At 44.9% G+C, this 17351-nt stretch carries 15 protein-coding genes, 1 pseudogene and 1 riboswitch; of the genes and pseudogenes, 8 read left to right on the top strand and 8 right to left on the bottom strand.

What is annotated here, in order from left to right:
* Positions 1–53 precede the first annotated feature (53 nt).
* A complete protein-coding gene (locus D0A34_18640) occupies positions 54–377 on the bottom strand; it encodes a hypothetical protein (GenBank protein UNU20631.1) in 324 nt (107 codons plus the stop codon).
* Between the two features lie 322 nt (positions 378–699).
* Here D0A34_18640 and D0A34_18635 point away from each other — a divergent pair, with 322 nt between their 5' ends.
* Both D0A34_18635 and D0A34_18630 read left to right on the top strand, forming a co-directional pair.
* Positions 700–1344, top strand: coding sequence for a BMC domain-containing protein (locus D0A34_18635; protein UNU22366.1), 645 nt, complete (start codon positions 700–702; stop codon positions 1342–1344).
* 20 nt (positions 1345–1364) lie between these two features.
* Positions 1365–2111, top strand: coding sequence for a pentapeptide repeat-containing protein (locus D0A34_18630; GenBank protein UNU20630.1), 747 nt, complete (start codon positions 1365–1367; stop codon positions 2109–2111).
* A gap of 178 nt (positions 2112–2289) precedes the next feature.
* Here D0A34_18630 and D0A34_18625 read toward each other — a convergent pair whose 3' ends face one another.
* Entirely contained in the window at positions 2290–2817 is a 528-nt protein-coding gene (locus tag D0A34_18625) for a hypothetical protein (protein ID UNU20629.1), read from the bottom strand.
* An 85-nt stretch (positions 2818–2902) separates the two neighbouring features.
* Between D0A34_18625 and D0A34_18620 the strand changes: the two genes are divergently transcribed.
* From D0A34_18620 to D0A34_18610, 3 genes and pseudogenes are all read left to right on the top strand, one after another.
* Positions 2903–3490, top strand: a complete 588-nt coding sequence (locus D0A34_18620) for an orotate phosphoribosyltransferase (protein UNU20628.1) — start codon at positions 2903–2905, stop codon at positions 3488–3490.
* A 292-nt stretch (positions 3491–3782) separates the two neighbouring features.
* Positions 3783–4460, top strand: a complete 678-nt coding sequence (locus D0A34_18615; GenBank protein ID UNU20627.1) for a hypothetical protein — start codon at positions 3783–3785, stop codon at positions 4458–4460.
* A 166-nt stretch (positions 4461–4626) separates the two neighbouring features.
* A pseudogene (locus tag D0A34_18610) lies at positions 4627–5015 on the top strand (hypothetical protein).
* A 169-nt stretch (positions 5016–5184) separates the two neighbouring features.
* Here the strand turns inward: D0A34_18610 and D0A34_18605 are convergent.
* On the bottom strand, positions 5185–6558 hold the full coding sequence (locus tag D0A34_18605) for a phosphomethylpyrimidine synthase (GenBank protein UNU20626.1): 1374 nt from the start codon (positions 6556–6558) through the stop codon (positions 5185–5187).
* Between the two features lie 7 nt (positions 6559–6565).
* A riboswitch (TPP riboswitch) is annotated at positions 6566–6662 on the bottom strand.
* Between the two features lie 124 nt (positions 6663–6786).
* Between D0A34_18605 and D0A34_18600 the strand changes: the two genes are divergently transcribed.
* A complete protein-coding gene (locus D0A34_18600) occupies positions 6787–7923 on the top strand; it encodes a DUF262 domain-containing protein (protein UNU20625.1) in 1137 nt (378 codons plus the stop codon).
* 201 nt (positions 7924–8124) lie between these two features.
* Here D0A34_18600 and D0A34_18595 read toward each other — a convergent pair whose 3' ends face one another.
* From D0A34_18595 to D0A34_18580, 4 genes are all read right to left on the bottom strand, one after another.
* Positions 8125–8685 carry a Uma2 family endonuclease gene (locus D0A34_18595; GenBank protein ID UNU20624.1) on the bottom strand — a complete coding sequence of 187 codons (561 nt, stop codon included), beginning with the start codon at positions 8683–8685 and terminating at the stop codon, positions 8125–8127.
* A gap of 326 nt (positions 8686–9011) precedes the next feature.
* Positions 9012–11288: a tetratricopeptide repeat protein gene (locus tag D0A34_18590; protein ID UNU20623.1), complete on the bottom strand. Its 2277-nt coding sequence runs from the start codon at positions 11286–11288 to the stop codon at positions 9012–9014.
* A 225-nt stretch (positions 11289–11513) separates the two neighbouring features.
* On the bottom strand, positions 11514–12386 hold the full coding sequence (locus tag D0A34_18585) for a 6-pyruvoyl tetrahydropterin synthase (protein ID UNU20622.1): 873 nt from the start codon (positions 12384–12386) through the stop codon (positions 11514–11516).
* A 48-nt stretch (positions 12387–12434) separates the two neighbouring features.
* A complete protein-coding gene (locus D0A34_18580; protein UNU20621.1) occupies positions 12435–12719 on the bottom strand; it encodes a hypothetical protein in 285 nt (94 codons plus the stop codon).
* Positions 12720–12825: 106 nt separating this feature from the next.
* Here D0A34_18580 and D0A34_18575 point away from each other — a divergent pair, with 106 nt between their 5' ends.
* Positions 12826–14325, top strand: coding sequence for a hypothetical protein (locus tag D0A34_18575; protein ID UNU20620.1), 1500 nt, complete (start codon positions 12826–12828; stop codon positions 14323–14325).
* A gap of 147 nt (positions 14326–14472) precedes the next feature.
* Here the strand turns inward: D0A34_18575 and D0A34_18570 are convergent, their stop codons facing one another.
* Positions 14473–15153: a molecular chaperone DnaJ gene (locus D0A34_18570; GenBank protein ID UNU20619.1), complete on the bottom strand. Its 681-nt coding sequence runs from the start codon at positions 15151–15153 to the stop codon at positions 14473–14475.
* 501 nt (positions 15154–15654) lie between these two features.
* Between D0A34_18570 and D0A34_18565 the strand changes: the two genes are divergently transcribed.
* Positions 15655–17310, top strand: coding sequence for a hypothetical protein (locus D0A34_18565; GenBank protein ID UNU20618.1), 1656 nt, complete (start codon positions 15655–15657; stop codon positions 17308–17310).
* The last annotated feature ends 41 nt before the right edge of the window (positions 17311–17351 follow it).

The following is a 17351-nucleotide window of genomic DNA, read 5'->3' as shown; positions in this document are numbered from 1 at the left end:
CAGGTTAAAACATCCTGTCCCTGCATAATGGCCACAGCACTAAGACTCAATTCTTAACGGTAGTCAGTGCGCGCAGCGGGCTCGCGATCGCCTGTTGTAGTGGTATAGCGGACATTTTCTTCGCGTTTTTTGGGAATCAAACCCAACAAGCCAGACAAGCCGAGCAATCCCAACCATCCCCAATCAAAATCGCGATCGGTTTCAGCATTGGAGACATCGGAACCAGGAGTTGTGGTGGTGGTAGTGGTGTTAGTACCCGAAGTTGTACCGCCAGTTGTATCTGTCTGAGCTGAAGCAGGGAGATGAGCTGGTGCTAGGGCTAAACCAGCAGCTATAATACCTGCACCGATTGCTTTGGATAAATCAGAACGTTTCATACTTCAAATGCTCTCTGTTGGCTAAAATCTTTAACTATCATCACTATATCGATCGGCTATCCAAGTTAAATCCACCTCTAGCAGTAAACATTGTTATGTTCCACGTATAACTACAGATTGATATCAAATTTTTAACAGGCGCACAAAATTAAAGATTGCTCGCGGAGGCACTCCGGCACTAGAAAGCGCGCATCTGGCACCTCACTAGGTTGTGAGGCAGTGCGGTAGTCCCGACAATAGACAAGGTGTGGTGGACAAAAAAAGGTAAACTCAGATATTGCACAGACAAGTGCTGGAACTCGATCGACGGAGATCAAAACTTTTGGGAATAGAGTTACGCAGCTACGTATTTCTAGACAACTTGCAGCCACAGCACGCAGCATACATCGGCACCATCGCCGCCGGATTCTTGCCGCTGCCGGGGGATGCGTCGCTGTGGATAGAAATCTCCCCCGGTATCGAAATTAACCGAATTACTGATGTCGCCCTCAAATCTGCCTCCGTGCGCCCGGGAGTGCAGATAGTCGAACGCTTGTACGGCCTTCTGGAAGTACACTCGGGCCAGCAGGGGGAAACGCGGGCCGCAGGCAAAGCAATTCTAGAATTCATGGGGGTCCGCAGAGAAGAAGGTATCAAACCGCGAGTGATTTCCAGTCAAATTATTCGCAACATTGACCCCCACCAAACACAATTAATCAACCGCACCCGCCGCGGACAGTTGCTGCTGGCGGGACAAACGCTTTACGTCTTAGAAGTAGAACCGGCTGCTTATGCAGCGCTGGCGGCCAATGAAGCAGAAAAAGGCGCATCTATTAACATCTTAGAGGTTCAGGCTGTAGGCAGTTTTGGACGGCTTTACCTCGGCGGCGCAGAACGAGATATTATCGCAGGTTCCCAGGCAGCAATTGCGGCGGTGGAAAACGTGACGGGTCGAGAACATCCAGCAATTTTGGGTCGCAAGGAATAGCCGTTAAAGGAGATGCAATTATGGCAAACACACAGCATTTAGCGCTGTTAAAAAAAGGTGCAGTTAGTTGGATTGAATGGAGAAATCTCAACCCAAATATAGAACCGGATCTGGGCGAAGCTAACCTCGCCGAAGCAAATCTCAGAGGTGCACATCTTTGGCGGTCTAACCTTTTTAAAGCAGATTTGTTTAAGGCTAAATTAATTGCGGCAAACCTCGCCGAATCCAACCTCAGTTTAGCAAATCTTGCCGGAGCGCAACTGCTCGAAACTAATTTAATTAAAGCTAATTTAACTGGAACCAACCTCCAAGCGGCTGACCTCAGAGGATCTGATTTGGGCGGTGCTAATTTAATTGGGGCGGACATTAGCGGTGCCAATCTCCAACAAACCGATTTTGGAGATGCGAATTTAATCGGTGCGGTGATGTTTCGAGTTAATGCGATGGGCGCCAACTTCAACTGTGCTAATCTCAGTCAAGCAAATCTCCCTCAAGCCGAATTGATTGAAGCACATTGTTATGCAGCCAATTTCTCTAAAGCTAACCTGGGGGAAGCTCACTTCACTGGAGCATATCTTTTCAGGGCAAATCTCTGTTTTGCAGAGTTGAGCGCTGCCGATTTCCGGTGGGCAAACCTCGGCAAAGCTGATTTGAGAGGGGCGAATTTGACCGGGGCAAATCTCAGGGGAGCGAACTTGGCGGGAGCTAATCTGGGCGAAGCTATTTTGAAAGGAACAATCATGCCTGACGGCAGCATGGTTTCATAAATATTGGATAATATTTAGTCCTGTAAAATAACCGCGATAGTTAAAAAAAAGTCAGTTGCGCGTTTAGCGAAAGGATTGCCAAAACATGAGTTTTTGGGGCGGGTTGAGGCTTTCTCTCTCATACAAATCCGAGATTTAGTAAACCCGCCTCGGCTCAAAACTCGCAACTGTCGATCGATTAATTTTGGCCAGGGGGCGATACTTGATAAAGTCCTCTAACGGGCCCTGGATCAGTCTGTGAACCTTCCTGCTGTGCTGGAAGTGTAAACTGATCTTGGAGTCCGGCGGGAGTGGCGAAACAGCCACTTGGCTGAGGTGCTAGCTGACAAGCTGGAGGTAGTGCCATGACTGAGGCATCGAAGGGATTAACTGCATCTGGGACGCGGAGAATCGGGTCGCTGGAAACTTGCCGCTGCATTACTCGTCGGTAGAAGCCGTTGACGCGGCTGGCATCCCTCTCGATTTCTTTTTCGGGAAAGGCAACGACGCCGCTGGGGGAACCGATGCCTAAATAGTCGCCAAAGTAACCTTGCAAGCTAACGTTGTGGTAAAAGTCTCCTGAAGCTTGAAAAAATTGTCGGTTGAAGTCGTCGGCAATTGGGTGAAATCGCTCTGTTTGTGCTTGAGCTGGTTTGACGGATGCCATTGCGGCAGAGGCGACAGCGAGAATCAACGCGCCGCTCAGGCTTTTTAACTTTTGACTCATAATATTTCAGCCTCCTTAATTAATTCCGATTCCACTATAAACTGATTATCGACGGATTATTTGTGTTTTTTACAAGGTGTGAGTTATGGATGCTGGGAATTTAAAGGTGTTGCGCGATCGGCTTCTAGATTTGTTGTGCGAGTTTGCCTATCGCGAAGGCGATTTTGTGCTGTCTTCGGGGCAGAAAAGTTCTTATTACATTAACTGTAAACCCGTGACGCTGCACGCTGAAGGTGCTTTGGCAACAGGACGTTTGTTGTTGTCGATGCTGTCGTCGGATGTGCAAGCTGTGGGCGGTTTGACTTTGGGTGCTGACCCGATTGTAACTGCGGTGAGTGTGGTTTCGGCTCTGGAAGGTCGATCGATTCCGGCGCTCATTGTCAGAAAGGAGACGAAGGGACACGGGACAATGGCGTACATTGAGGGGCCGCTGTTGCCAGAGGGGACGAATGTGGCGGTTTTGGAGGATGTGGTGACGACGGGTAAGTCGGCGATGCAGGCGGTGGAAAGGTTGCGGGGAGCGGGTTATAAAGTCGATCGCGTGTTGTCGCTGATTGACAGAGAGCAAGGTGGTGCGGAGTTTTATCGCTCTGTTGGATTGGACTTTGAAACAGTTTTTACCATTCAGGATCTTAAGGAATGGCGATCGCGCATCGCTGAATCAGAAAAATAACCCTAGCTTCTGCCTCCCAAAATAGGACAAAGGCGCAACTTTAGTCGCTACTTCTCAATAGTAGTGATTAAAGTCCCTGCTACGAAGAGCTGGGGGAATATTTATGGGCAATGGGTAAGTCCTAGTGCCATGTGTCGAGACTTAAAAAGGCAGGGAATAACAAAAAAAATACGCTCCTAGGCCGTCAAGCTGCGACGCCGTGCGGGTAGAAAAATTAAGAGTAGAATACTCGGAAAAAGTGAATAATATAGAGCAAAAAAACTTGGTATTGCTAGAGTAAATCGGTCTTTTATTGGGTGGGATTAGAAACTATGCCCGCTCTAATTTTATCAAAATCAGCTCACGTACTTGGATGACAATGGAAAATAAAGTTTTCCGTGCTAAACAAGTGCAAGCTTTCAGGTTCATAATCTCTACCAATCGACTGATTTTAGCAGAGGGAAATTATAACCTAAGTGAGATATTAACTAGAGAAGACTGTTTTAAGATGTTAGATGACGCGCAAGGAGAAGCAGTAATGATTTTACCTGCATCTATTAAAAGGAAATGGAAACTACTGGCAACAGCCTTTATTTGTCCTCTGACACTAATTGGTGTTGGGATTCAGCAACAACCGATTCAAGCACAACAAAATCCATCTAAGACTAATGTTGCTGCTTTGCCAGATGGTATTTACCTGTACGGAGATTCGCCACAGCCCAACCAAGTTCTTCAAAACTACATTGTGTTTCAACGCCAGAACGATCGGGTGGTTGGTGCAATCTACGCCCCGCGATCGGACTTTACGTGCTTCACTGGTAAAATTCAGGGAAATACACTCTCCGGGAAGGCAATCTCAGCCGGAAAAATTCAAACAGTTGAAGTCAATACTCAGCTAACAAATCTGCATTCTATTCGCACAATTAGCTCAAACGATCGGCGCATTCTTTCAACGTGCCAAGATACAGCGCAAGCTAACATATCCAGGTAAATCTTTTACTTAGCTCAAATAGTGCATTAGGCTGGCGCTGCGTTAACCCACCCTACGAATTGAAAATTTCTCGTTACCAGGCTCTGCCTGGTAATAAATATCTAGAGGCTATGCCTCGATTGAAAAATAGTACAAAATATGAGTTTTTACCGCCGGCTAAATGGCTCTGAAAAAAATCCGTTTTATTGACTTATTCTCAGAAATAGGCGGCATGAGATTAGCGTTTGAATCCGCCGCTCGTTCCTTGAATCTGCAAACGGAATGCCTCTTAAGCAGCGAAATCAATCCCGACGCTCAGTTAGTTTACCAGTACAGGGTAGGCGGCTAATTGACTCTCGCGGTGGCAATTCTCTTCATTCTTGGGAACTGGGTTTGCGAGGCGAGTGCAGTTGAGACGAAATTGAGTAGATGAAGAGTTTTATATTGAAAAGGCGAAATAAAGAATTTGGGCATGACCCAGATGATAAGCTATTAACTAAAGAGCAAATAACTACTTTTTTTGCTCATCCCCATCTCGATAAAATTCTGGATTCCTTGGTAAGAAAAAAGTACCTGCCAGGGAACATCGCAATTCTCCTTTTCGGAAACTCCTTTTAATATCACCTTAAGTAAGGTGCGCCATCAGCACGCTACTTTTGAGCGGGCAGGATGCCCGCCCCACAAGAAACGAAACAGCTTTACGATTAAGTAAGGTGGGCAATGCCCACCCTACGAATTAATCCAATTAGCTTTGGGCTACAGGTTCCTTAGCCAAAAACTTCTCTAATTCCGTCAAAGCATCGGCATCAACCTTAGTCTGCATCGGACAGAACTTAGGCCCACACATTGAACAGAATTCAGCAGTTTTGTAGATATCCGCCGGCAAAGTTTCGTCGTGATATTCCTTTGCCCGTTCTGGATCTAATGACAGCTCAAATTGACGGTTCCAATCGAAATTGTAACGCGCTTTCGAGAGTTCATCATCGCGATCGCGCGCACCCGGACGACCCCGTGCAATATCTGCAGCGTGAGCCGCGATTTTGTAAGCAATCAGGCCGTTTCGGACATCCTCAGCATTCGGCAATCCTAAGTGTTCCTTCGGCGTCACGTAACACAGCATTGCAGTACCGTACCAACCAGCCATCGCGGCCCCAATTGCTGAGGTAATGTGGTCGTATCCAGGCGCAATATCTGTCACCAACGGCCCCAAAACATAGAAAGGTGCTTCGGAACATTCCTCCATTTGTTTCTTGACATTAAACTCAATTTGATCCATCGGAACGTGACCAGGCCCTTCCACCATTACCTGCACATCATGTTCCCAAGCTTTGCGAGTTAATTGTCCCAAAGTTTTGAGTTCAGCTAATTGAGCCTCATCCGACGCATCGTGAGTGCAACCGGGGCGCAGAGAATCTCCTAAACTAAACGAAACATCGTATTTTTTGAAGATTTCAATGATGTCGTTAAAGTGAGTGTAGAGAGGATTTTGTTTGTGGTGATGCAGCATCCACCGCGCCAAAATGCCGCCGCCGCGAGAGACAATTCCAGTCAACCGATTTTTTACCAACGGCAAATGCTCGATCAAAATTCCGGCGTGAATAGTTTGGTAATCAACACCTTGTTGAGCGTGTTTGTCAATGATGTGAAGAAAGTCATTGGGGGTCAGACTTTCCATATTACCGTGAACGCTTTCTATAGCTTGGTAAATTGGTACAGTACCGATCGGCACCGGTGAAGCTTTGATAATTGTAGTGCGAATTTCATCCAAATTGCCGCCGCCGGTGGACAAGTCCATCACGGTATCAGCGCCGTATTTCACGGCGAGTTTAAGCTTGTCAACTTCTTCTTCCATATTGGAAGAGTTGGGAGATGCACCGATATTAGCATTGACTTTGCATTTAGACGCAATGCCGATCGCCATCGGTTCTAAATTCGTGTGATTGATATTAGCGGGAATAATCATCCGTCCCCGCGCTACTTCGGCGCGGATAAGTTCTGGCGGGAGATTCTCTCGCTTAGCAACAAAGTGCATTTCCTCAGTAATTACACCTTGGCGGGCGTAGTGCATTTGAGATACATTGGTGTGCCCCTGACGCTTCGCGATCCATTCGGTACGCATATCTTATGTCCTTGATAAACAGCTTCCCTCCGCTGGTATTACCCAGACTCAGGTTCTAAGGGTGTTTTCTCAGCCCGGATATTCGGGCACCCCTAGCTAAGCTGTTGATTGTATCACCGATTTCTGTGCGCCACGGCAGCAACTAAGGAAATCTTAATATTGAGAGATAGATGAGGGGAGCGATCGGTCTATAATATCTAATAACTCAGGCAGAAAGGAGGCTACAAGATGAGTACATTTGAGTCAAACAGCGAGACATCTCCCCCAAAGCATCTAGCGGATGAGGAACAGGAAAACGATATTCACGATAGCGGGGAAGATGATAGCGGGGAAGATGAGGAGGACATTATTCCCTCCAGATTTTCTATAGCAGTTTCTCGAATTGATTTTGATGTAGCGGGTCTAGTTAGACGCCTGGAAAGCGAAGACGTATTTATTCCAGAGTTCCAGCGTGCTTATGTCTGGAAACCAAAACAAGCATCGCGTTTTATAGAATCACTCTTGCTTGGTCTTCCAGTTCCCGGCATATTTTTAGCAAAAGAGCGAGAAACAAAAAAACTGCTGGTGATTGATGGTCAGCAAAGATTACGTAGCCTTTTATATTTCTATCAAGGCAAGTTTCCCAACAGTCGGCACTCGTTTGCTCTGAAAGGGGTTCATACAGAATTTGAGAAGGAGACATATAAATCACTGAAAGACGCATACCGACGCCAGTTAGATGACTCGGTTGTATCGGCTACAGTTGTCGAGCCACTTTATGCAAACGACGAAAGTAGTATTTACTATATCTTTGAAAGGCTGAATACCGGAGGTACTATCCTTAAACCGCAGGAAATTCGTGCTTGCATCTATCACGGCGAACTCAATAATTTGCTAGGGCAACTAAATAAAAACCCAGCGTGGCGTGACATATTTGGTCTCCCAGACAAAAACGGGAAAGATCAAGAACTTATTTTACGATTCCTGGCTTTTTACTTCGATGGAAACGATTATAAGCCTTCTCTAAAAGAATTTCTTAATCAATACATGAGCCAAAATAGGCACCTTGCCCGCCAATCAAAAGAACAAATAATAAACGCATTTATCCCAACGATTGAAGTGATCCAGAAAGGTATTGGTAACAAAGCTTTTAAACCTCAAAAATTATTCATACCTACTTACTTTGAAGCTGTAATGGTAGTTACTGCCCGCAGGTTACAACAAGGCAAGATTAATAATCTTGAACAACTGGGAGAACGCTATAAATCACTTATAGAAGATAATAATTTTAGTGGAGTAGCTCAAAAAGTACGCAATCTTACTAGCCTAGAGAATGTTATGAAGAGGTTAGAAATTGCGTCCTATCATTTAGGAAATTTGGAATAGTAAGTATTGCATAAAAGTAGCGTTAATTAGGATTATAGATTCCTGTGTTTCAGCTTTAACCTCTCGCTATCAATTAGCCACAAATTCTATATAAGTGCTATACAGCACTTGATTACCCACCTAATAGAACTTGCGCTGATTTGGGCTGTTAAATATATTGTAAGTTAAGATAGCAGTAGGTTTACGAGTGGCGAGCTCGCCCTAACCCAATATAAAATCAACGCTCACTTCTAAATCGGGAAAAGCCAGCGGCGCAACTTGTTGACCGCGCCAAAACTTGAGCATTAAACTATAACCGTTCGGGCCTGGCTGACGGTAGACTTCCAAACAATTTTCAACTAAATCTACCAGCCAAACTTCCTGAATGAGCGATCGAGCGTAAATGGATATTTTCACATCTCTGTCATAATCAACCGTACTATCTGAAACCTCAACTAACAGCAAAACTTCAGACGGTACTGGATGGGCTGTGGCGTAGTAGTCAGCGCGAGGTTCCAGCAATACAACATCCGGTTGAGGTTCAGTGCGCTCAGTCAACTGGATAGGGTCTTGGGCACCTATAATCGCACGTCTTCTCTCCAAATCCGAGAACACAGCGATCAGACGCTTAACAGAACTTGCGTGACGAGTACCAATTGCAGCCATTTTAACAATCTCTCCTTCTATGAGTTCTACCCGATCGCCCTCCGAGAGAATACCAACCTCAGTCATCAAATGATATTCTTTTACTGTAAATAACCGTTTTTGAAGCTGAACAGACATATAACTATTCTCCTTGTTGGCAGCTTACATAAATTTACCATAAAAAAAACCGCCCCAAACGGAACGGAAAAAAGAGGAAAAATTTAGATGACAAACCGTAGACAAAAAGCATTTAAATGTCCGCTATCAAGTCGGTTTAAATACTCGTCAATAACTGTAGGGATGGTTCATCGCCAACTATTAATACAGTTGAAGTTGAGTGTGGTTGCAAAAGTTTAGCTCGATATACAGGCAACATATTCTCATCCATTGCCAACTTAAAACTAGAGCTTGCCTCCCGATTCCCTGACACTTATGAATTTTGAACAACCGGATTTTGACTGAGTTTAAGTCTCTTTTTCGGCGGAGTCAATTTTGTCTGTATCGTGCTTTAATTCTGATACAATTGCGCCTCGATCGCGCCAAGCTTCGGCATTTTCTGGTTTGATGGCAATAGCTCGATCGTAAGCTGCCATTGCTTCCTCATAGCGCTTTAATTCAGACAAGACTATCCCCAGATGACGCCAAGCATCGTAGGAGTCTGGCTTAATAGCAATCGCTTTTTCATAAGCTGCGATCGCTTCTTCCTGGCGCTGCAATTTGGCCAAAGATTCGCCTTTACCAAACCAAGCTTCGTAACACTCGGAATTAAGGGTAATTGCTGATTCGTAAGAGGCAATTGCTGCTTCGTGCTGCGACAGTTTGTCGAAAGCTGCGCCTCGGTTGTGCCACACTTCAAAATCCTGCGGTTTAAGGGCTATTGCTTTGTCGTAGGATTCGATCGATTCTTGATATCGCTGCATTTTTCCGAACACAGCGGCTCTATTGTACCAAACTTCGTATTTATCCGGCCGGATGCCGATCGCCCGATCGTAAGAATCAATAGCATCGCTGTAGCGGAGCAGTCTCCACAGCATATTGCCTCGATTGTACCAAGTTTCATATCTCTTGGGATTGAGTTCAAGAGCGCGATCGTAAGAATCAACTGCTGCTGCGTGCTGCTGTACTTTGGCCAGCATTGCACCTCGGTTGTGCCAAATTTCGCTGTCCGTTGCTTTGATAGCGAGGGCGCGATCGTAACTGGCGATCGCTTCTTCGTAATGCTGCAGTTGACCCAACAAAGCGGCTATACTGTGCCAACAACCGTATTTTCTAGATTCGCTCAAACTTGCTCGCTCGTAACAGGCGATCGCCTCTTCGTACCTGTGCATTTTTCCCAGCAAGTACGCTTTATTATACCACACTTCGTAGTTATCTGGTTTAATCGATAGTGCTTGATCGTAACAGGCGAGTGCTTCTTCCGGGCGCTGCAATCTTATTAACACATTTCCCCGCCAATACCAAGCCTCATCCAAATCTTTATTCGCTAAAATAGCTTTTTCTAAGCAGCCTAATGCCTCATCATAATTTCCTTGAAAATAAAGCCCTTCGGCTTGCTTGATATAATCGTCAGCAATCAACTTTTCGTCGCTAACAGATGCCGTTTGCGAATTTTGGGAAGTGTTTAAGGGCGGTTGAGGTGCGACTTTCAGAGCTTCTTTGGCAACAACTGCGGGAACTTGGGAAATTTCTTGAACAATTTGAGATTTTTTCTCGTCAACTTCTGTCCGCAAAACTTGCAGGTGCATGATAAATTGAGATTTGAGAGTCTCAATTTGCTCGACGGAAGATTTGGAAAGTTCAGTTTCTCTAGTCAAAAAATCAATAGATTGTTTAGCTGCTGTCATTTGCGCTTCTAATTCATTCCTCAACTTTTGAGTCAGTTGGCTAGAATTTATGAGTTCTGATTCCAATACACCAATTCCTTGCAATCGTTTATTAGCATCAGCAACCAAGTGTTTGATGATCAGCCGTCGCATCATCCAAAAAAAGGCAATTGTCACTGGTGGAAATACAGTACCAAGAATTAGTAAAATATTGAGCAAAGTTATGGTACTATTAAAACCGTATCCCGATTCAGAACTGCCACTAGACGGGGAGATAAAAGCGACAACCTCGCGAACTTGAGGATTGCTCTCAACCCCAGTTTCGATTAATTTAGCCAGCCAAGTTTCTTGTAAAGATTTTGTTAGTTCATCGCCGGATGCAGCAGGAGTATTCGCCTTGGTTTTTGCACTAGCAGATAAATCGGGTTGAGCGGTCGCTACCAGCAAACCAGTCGGCGATTTTACACCAATTCGCGGGGAAAATTGTTCGTGGGCGATCGTCTCAGGCTCGCTAATTGAATCAGCCCGACGGGAGAGGGTAGTATTTGAGAAAAATTGTTCGTGAGCGATCGTCTCAGGCTCGCTAATTGACTCAGCCCGACGGGATAGGGTAGTATTTGGGGAAAATTGTTCGTGGGCGATCGTCTCAGGCTCACTAATTGACTCAGCCCGACGCGATTCAGTATTATTTACGGCATCAACAAAGTTGCTAGCTTGCGGTGTCTGAGGAGAAATAGGAGGTGCAGCAGGATTGGTGCTAGTATTAGCAGTTAAATTGTGGGATGCAAGGGCAGCCAGAGTCAGGAGAGCTACATTTGAGACGCGCATAAACGTCAACTCATTTAGGAGAAATTGGTGCTTGGTTGTCAGCGATCGGGCGATCGACCTCATACTCTCAGCAGTTAGAATAGCTGACATGAGGAATGCTGACTTACTATCTCCAAAATACGCGCGCAGCCTGACTTTTCAGGAAAAGTGCCAATAATTCTGGCTGTGGAACTTTTGTGAAAGAATATATTCTCGCGCCTCATGCGGTTGGATAACTCTCGGAATCATCATTAGGCTGGTAGGGGTGGCTTCACCAATCTGCACAATTAGCCAACTATCCCGGTGAACCCGCCCCAGCCGATCCGATTTTTAACTCTAAACCCCAGCTAAAATCGCTTGCGGCTGCTGAAGTTCAGCCACCACTTCCTCTAAATCAGCGCCGTAAATTTCACAGCTATTATTCGGACTTTCAATTAGCTTAATCTTGTGCAACTCTGCGCCCAATTCCCGAACGGGCGATCGCAATAATTGCCCGATCCGAACAGCAATATTCTCTGCAGTCGGCACAACGTTCTCAAAATAAGCAATATCCTTATTTAAAAAAGTGTGATCGAAAGGTTCAACAACATAATCGTCAACGGCTTTTTGCAAAGCTCCCAAATCAGCAATCATCCCAGTCCGCGCATCAATTTCCCCTTTAACAGTCACTTCTAAATGATAATTGTGACCGTGACCGTTGGGACGAGCACATTTGCCGTAAATTTCCGAGTTTTCTTCAAAGCTCAAATCGGGACGAGCCAACCGATGGGCGGCGCTAAAATGAGTGGACAAAGTTAGATAAGCTTCCATTCCGTTTCCTAAATATTCAGCCCAAAGTTCGGGATGTTCAAACAATTGAATTTTACTCACAGGCAAATGAGGGGCTAGCCGCAGCCAAATTTGCCGTGCTATGTTTTCCGTAGTTGGCAGAGTCTGCTCAAATTCCGGCCACGCTTCGTTAAGGTAGGAAAAATCGAGCTCCTTGATAACTTCCCGTTTGATGACGTGCTTGACATCAGACAGGTTGAGCACCATGCCATACTCGTCGAGTTCGCCTATCATGGAAACGTAAAGGAGGTAATTATGTCCGTGTCCCGGTGCGCGGGCAGTTGGGCCAAACCGCTCAAAGTTCTCGGCTTCGCTTAACTCCGGCAGCCAGTACCGGTGACTCGCCGAAAACTGTGCCCGACGATTGATGATGCACTGCATAAAAGTCAAGTAGGGTAAGCTTGTTAAGTTCTGTAAAGGACTTACTTCTTAAGGATAAACTAATTTTTGCTGGAATTTTTCGATTATTTGAGGGTGCTGTAAATGAATTTCTACCAATTTTCCAAATATTGGCCACAAGTCGCTGTTCGATCGCGCCGCAGGGCCCTTTTTACGCCACAACACAGATATCCGGCAGAAAATACCGCTACAAAACCGTTTTTCGCCATCAGTTGCTAACCCATCAGTTACGAGTCTTTGAGAGAGTGGGTGAAGCTGAGCTATTTCGTTCGCGAAGCGTTCCCGAAGGGTAGGGAATCGACTTTTTTGCCACACGGGACACTCCACATTTCGAGTTTTTCGCCTAAGCTCTGCAATAGTTAGCCGTTGGCAGTTCAGTTGCGCTCAAAACTAATCACCAATTACCCATTACCCAATATTAATGAATTCGATTACTGCACGAGCCGATCGCTTTTTTGAACATTTCTGGGGTGCGATGACAACCCCGCTATTCTATATCGGGGACACTCATCTGTCGATCAGTGCGATCGTCAAACTGATAATCTTAGCTATATTTGCCTTCATTATAGCTAAGATTATCAGTGAAGGAATCAAGCGCAGCCTGCTAGCTCGGATGGGATTGGATCGCGGCAGTCGAGAAGCAATTTCTACGATCATTAGCTATATTTTAGCCACTATTGGCTGTATATTCGTCCTGCAAGGTTCCGGCATCAACCTCACTTCTCTCACCGTCTTAGCTGGGGTTGTCGGCATTGGTTTTGGGTTCGGCTTGCAAAATCTCGCCAGCAACTTTATCAGCGGTCTCACCCTGCTATTTGAACACCAAATTAGAGTTGGAGACTTTATTGAAATAGACAAGTTATTAGGAACAGTAGAAACAATTTCTATCCGCTCTACAATTATTAAAACAATTGACGGTCTATTTGTAATCATACCAAATATTAAGTTTGTCGAAACTAACATTATTAACTGGAGTTACAGAGACCCCAGATGTCGCCTCCACATCCCCGTCGGCGTTGCTTACGGATCTGACCCAGTAATAGTTACGGAAGCGCTATTAATTGCGGCGCGGATGGAATCGAATGTCTTGTCCCATCCTTCTCCTAAAGTATGGTTTCACGGTTTTGGAGATAACGCTTTAAATTTTGAACTTTTAGTTTGGATTGACCAGCCGCAGGAAAGCGATGCTATTAAAAGCGCGGTAAATTTTTTAATAGATTACGAATTGCGCCACCGAAATATCGAAATTCCCTTTCCCCAGCGGGATTTGTGGCTGCGAAACCCGCAAGAGTTAACTCAACTTTTTCACAATAACAAAGACGATAATTCCAACGGGAAAGTTTTTCCGCAGAATGCCAAACATTCAGCAGATTTAAAATCTAATTCCACCCTTTCTGAACCTAAAAACCCAGGCCCTAAATCCCCTAATAATTGGACGCTGCGAGATTTGTTGCGACGAGTAACTTATTTTGAACAGTGTACGGATTTAGAACTGCGACAGTTAATTGAATATGGCTACCGACAACTGTTTCCAGCGGGACAGGTTGTATGTAAAGAAAATGACCCGGGTGATTCTTTTTATATTATTCTTTCAGGTACTGTAGAAGTTCTTTCTCAAAAAGCAGACCAGTATATTGCTACGCTTCACGAGGGCGAGTTTTTTGGGGAAATATCTTTGCTGTTGGGTACTCCGAGAACGGCGACTGTTAAAACTAGCGAAGATGCAATTTTGTTTGTGGTGGAACGTCACGATTTGCAAAAACTTTTAAGAGAACAACCGAATTTAGCCGATCAGATTGCTCAAAAATTGTCGGAACGCCAGCAAGCTTTAAGAGATTTGGGATTGTTAGATGGCGACTCTCTGGAACAAACTCCTTTTATTAAAATTCGCAAGCGAATTCAAGTTCTTTTTGGAATTTGAAAGAAAGAAGAAGGAAGAAGGAAGAGGCAAGAAGGAAGAAGGAAGAGGGAAGAAGAAAGACGGAAGAAGGAAGAGGGAAGAAGAAAGACGGAAGAAGAAAGACGGAAGAAGGAAGAAGGAAGAGGGAAGAGAGAACAATCTGCTTTTTTAAATTTTAATTTTTAATTCATCCTGCGCTTCCCGCCGCAGTCTAGCGGCAATTCTAAACAGTTCTTGACCGGTGTGCAAGTGGCGATCGTCATAATTGAGGGTAAATAGGTGCAATTCTTCTATTCCGTCTCCGACTTGATTGATGCTGTGGTAGAGATAGGCCGCAACTCCGGCTACATTAGATGGATTGGGCATCGATGTAAAAAAGTTATGAGCTTTTTTGAGATACTCGCGGCTGGTTTCGATATAAAGTTGAAACTTTTCTATCAGTTCGTCATCAAACGGATCGGCGGACAACTCGTCTATTTCCTTTTTAAGCGGCTTCAAGATGCTGTTGAGCATTTTATTGACGGGTTTGTATACTTTAATCAGCCACTTTTGCATTTGTTCGTCAGCGTCCCGTGCTGTTTGTGTTTGCTCGCGACTGACGTTTGGTGGGACTGGTGATTGCTGTTCGGTTTGCTGGGAAAGTTGGCGATCATAAGATTGTCTGCGCTGGGCGTCTCCTAATATTTCATAGGCTGCATTGAGGCGGACAATCTCTTCGTGACCCGCTGTGTCGCTGCGGCTGTCTGGATGAAATAATTTGACTAAACGGCGGTATGCTTGTTTAATCTCGGCTTGTGTTGCGGTTGGGCTAATCTTTAGGGTTTTGTAGTGATTGGTAACGGAAGACACGCTCTTATTTCCTTGAAATCTGGATAATCTGCGAAAAAGTGCTTGACAAGAGTTTCAGAATTTGCTAATACAAAAGCTATTTACTTGATATAAAAAAAGGTCAAGTGTAACTAAAAAACCTCAGTTTTAAAATTATAGCAGTCGTCAAATCGGTTAGGAAAAATTCTTGTAGGGTGGGCGCTATTATCATCTCATCCGATTAGGAGAAATCTCACCCGCAGCAACACCCTACTGCTATTACTATGTATTAACCGCCACGGCGGTTGCTATATTACATCCTTCCAATCCGTTATACTCATCGGTTGGCAAATTGCTAATTGCGTGTTGGTGCGGGTGAGTACCTCAAGCTTGTTGAAAATCCCCCCATCACTTTTTTTGCCGTTGCATAACTAAAAATTAAGTATTTGATAGTAATTACTTAATCTTGTCGTGATAGTTTTTTAGTGACCTTAACAGAAAGTCAAAGTAATTATCTTTGAGTCAATCAGGGAAATCAAAATCATGTCACTTAAACTGCAAATTATCCATGCTTCCAACCTTGAGCGTGGAGTTCCAGCGATCGACAGCAACCTCAAAGATACCGATCTACCTTTATCAGAAGACAAGGAGATTCAAGCTGTTCGCACAGCTTCAGTGCTACAATCTGAGTCTTTTGTACTGACCAATAGCGATGACAATTTCACCGTTACTCCTGGCTCGCTCAAAGGAATACTGGGCGGGATTTCGGCGCTGAGCGGTAACGACAATATTGTGGGAAGTGTTGATTCAGAGCAAATTAATGGGAATTCTGGTAATGATTCACTCTCTGGTGTTGGCGGAAATGACAGCCTAATTGGCGGTCAAGGTAATGATATATTGCTAGGCGGAGAGGGTAACGATTTTCTCAGTGGAGACAAAGGTGTAGATACTCTCACTGGCGGTGTCGGAAATGATACGTTTTTCTTGCGTAGCACTCAGGGTGCTGATATTATTACTGATTTTGGAGCGGGCGATAGCTTGACTTTGGAAAGTCAACTTCAATTCTCGGATTTGTTGATTACTAGCACCGCGACAAATACAGCAATTAGCTTCCGAGACGGCACATTGTTGGCAACGATAAATGGAGTACAAGCTATTAACCAAAACAATTTTGTTGAACTACCCCGCCGCCCTTTAATTATCGGACATCGCGGCGCAAGCGGCTACCGCCCCGAACATACCCTAGCTGCCTACGAATTGGCAGTCGAGATGGGCGCAGATTTCATTGAACCTGACGTAGTTTCCACTAAAGATGGAGTGTTAATTGCCCGCCACGAAAATGAAATTTCGGGGACGACTGATATTGCCAAACGACCCGAATTTGCCGATCGCAAACGCAAAAAGACAATTGACGGTCAAGAAGTAGAAGGTTGGTTTACAGAAGATTTGACTTTAGCAGAAATCAAAAGTTTGCGGGCGCGAGAACGGTTGCCAGAGTTGCGGGGTACAGCATTTGACGGTCAATTTCAGGTTCCTACACTTCAAGAAGTAATCGATTTAGCTAAGCGCAAAAGTGCCGAAAAAGGACGGACTGTTGGAATTTATCCAGAGACAAAACACCCGACTTATTTTAAGTCAGTTAATTTGCCTTTAGAGCAGCCGTTAGTGCAAGTGCTGTCTGCTAATGGATATACCAAACGCACAGATCCCGTGTTTATCCAATCCTTTGAAGTGGAGAATCTCAAAGAGTTAAATCGCTTGACAGACTTGCCGCTGGTGCAGTTAATGGATGACTTTGGAAAAAAACCTTATGATTTTGTAGTGAGTGGCGATCGCCGTACCTACCGCGATTTAATGACAACCCAAGGGTTGGCAGAAATCAAAACCTATGCGGACGGAATAGGGCCTTGGAAGCGGACAATAGTTGTGGAAGGTGCAGATAAGAAATTACAGCCCGCTAATAGTTTAATAACCGATGCTCACCAGGCTGGCTTATTAGTTCACCCTTACACTTTCCGCAATGAATCTCCTACTTTTTTGGCTTCCGAGTATGGCGGTAATCCAGCTTTGGAGTACGAACAATTTTACCGTTTAGGTGTAGACGGTTTGTTTACCGATTTTCCCGATACAGCTTTTAATGCAGCGACGCGGCTTTATCCTTTCTCAAGTGTAGACTCTCTAAGAGGCGTGAGTTTGTAGGCATTGGATGATAGCAGTTGCCAAAAAGGAAAGCAGGGCGT

The sequence above is a fragment of the Microcoleus vaginatus PCC 9802 genome, from assembly GCA_022701275.1.
GTDB lineage: Bacteria > Cyanobacteriota > Cyanobacteriia > Cyanobacteriales > Microcoleaceae > Microcoleus > Microcoleus vaginatus_A.
Note: the sequence above shows the minus strand (reverse complement) of the source record. Positions and strands in the feature narration are given on the sequence as shown.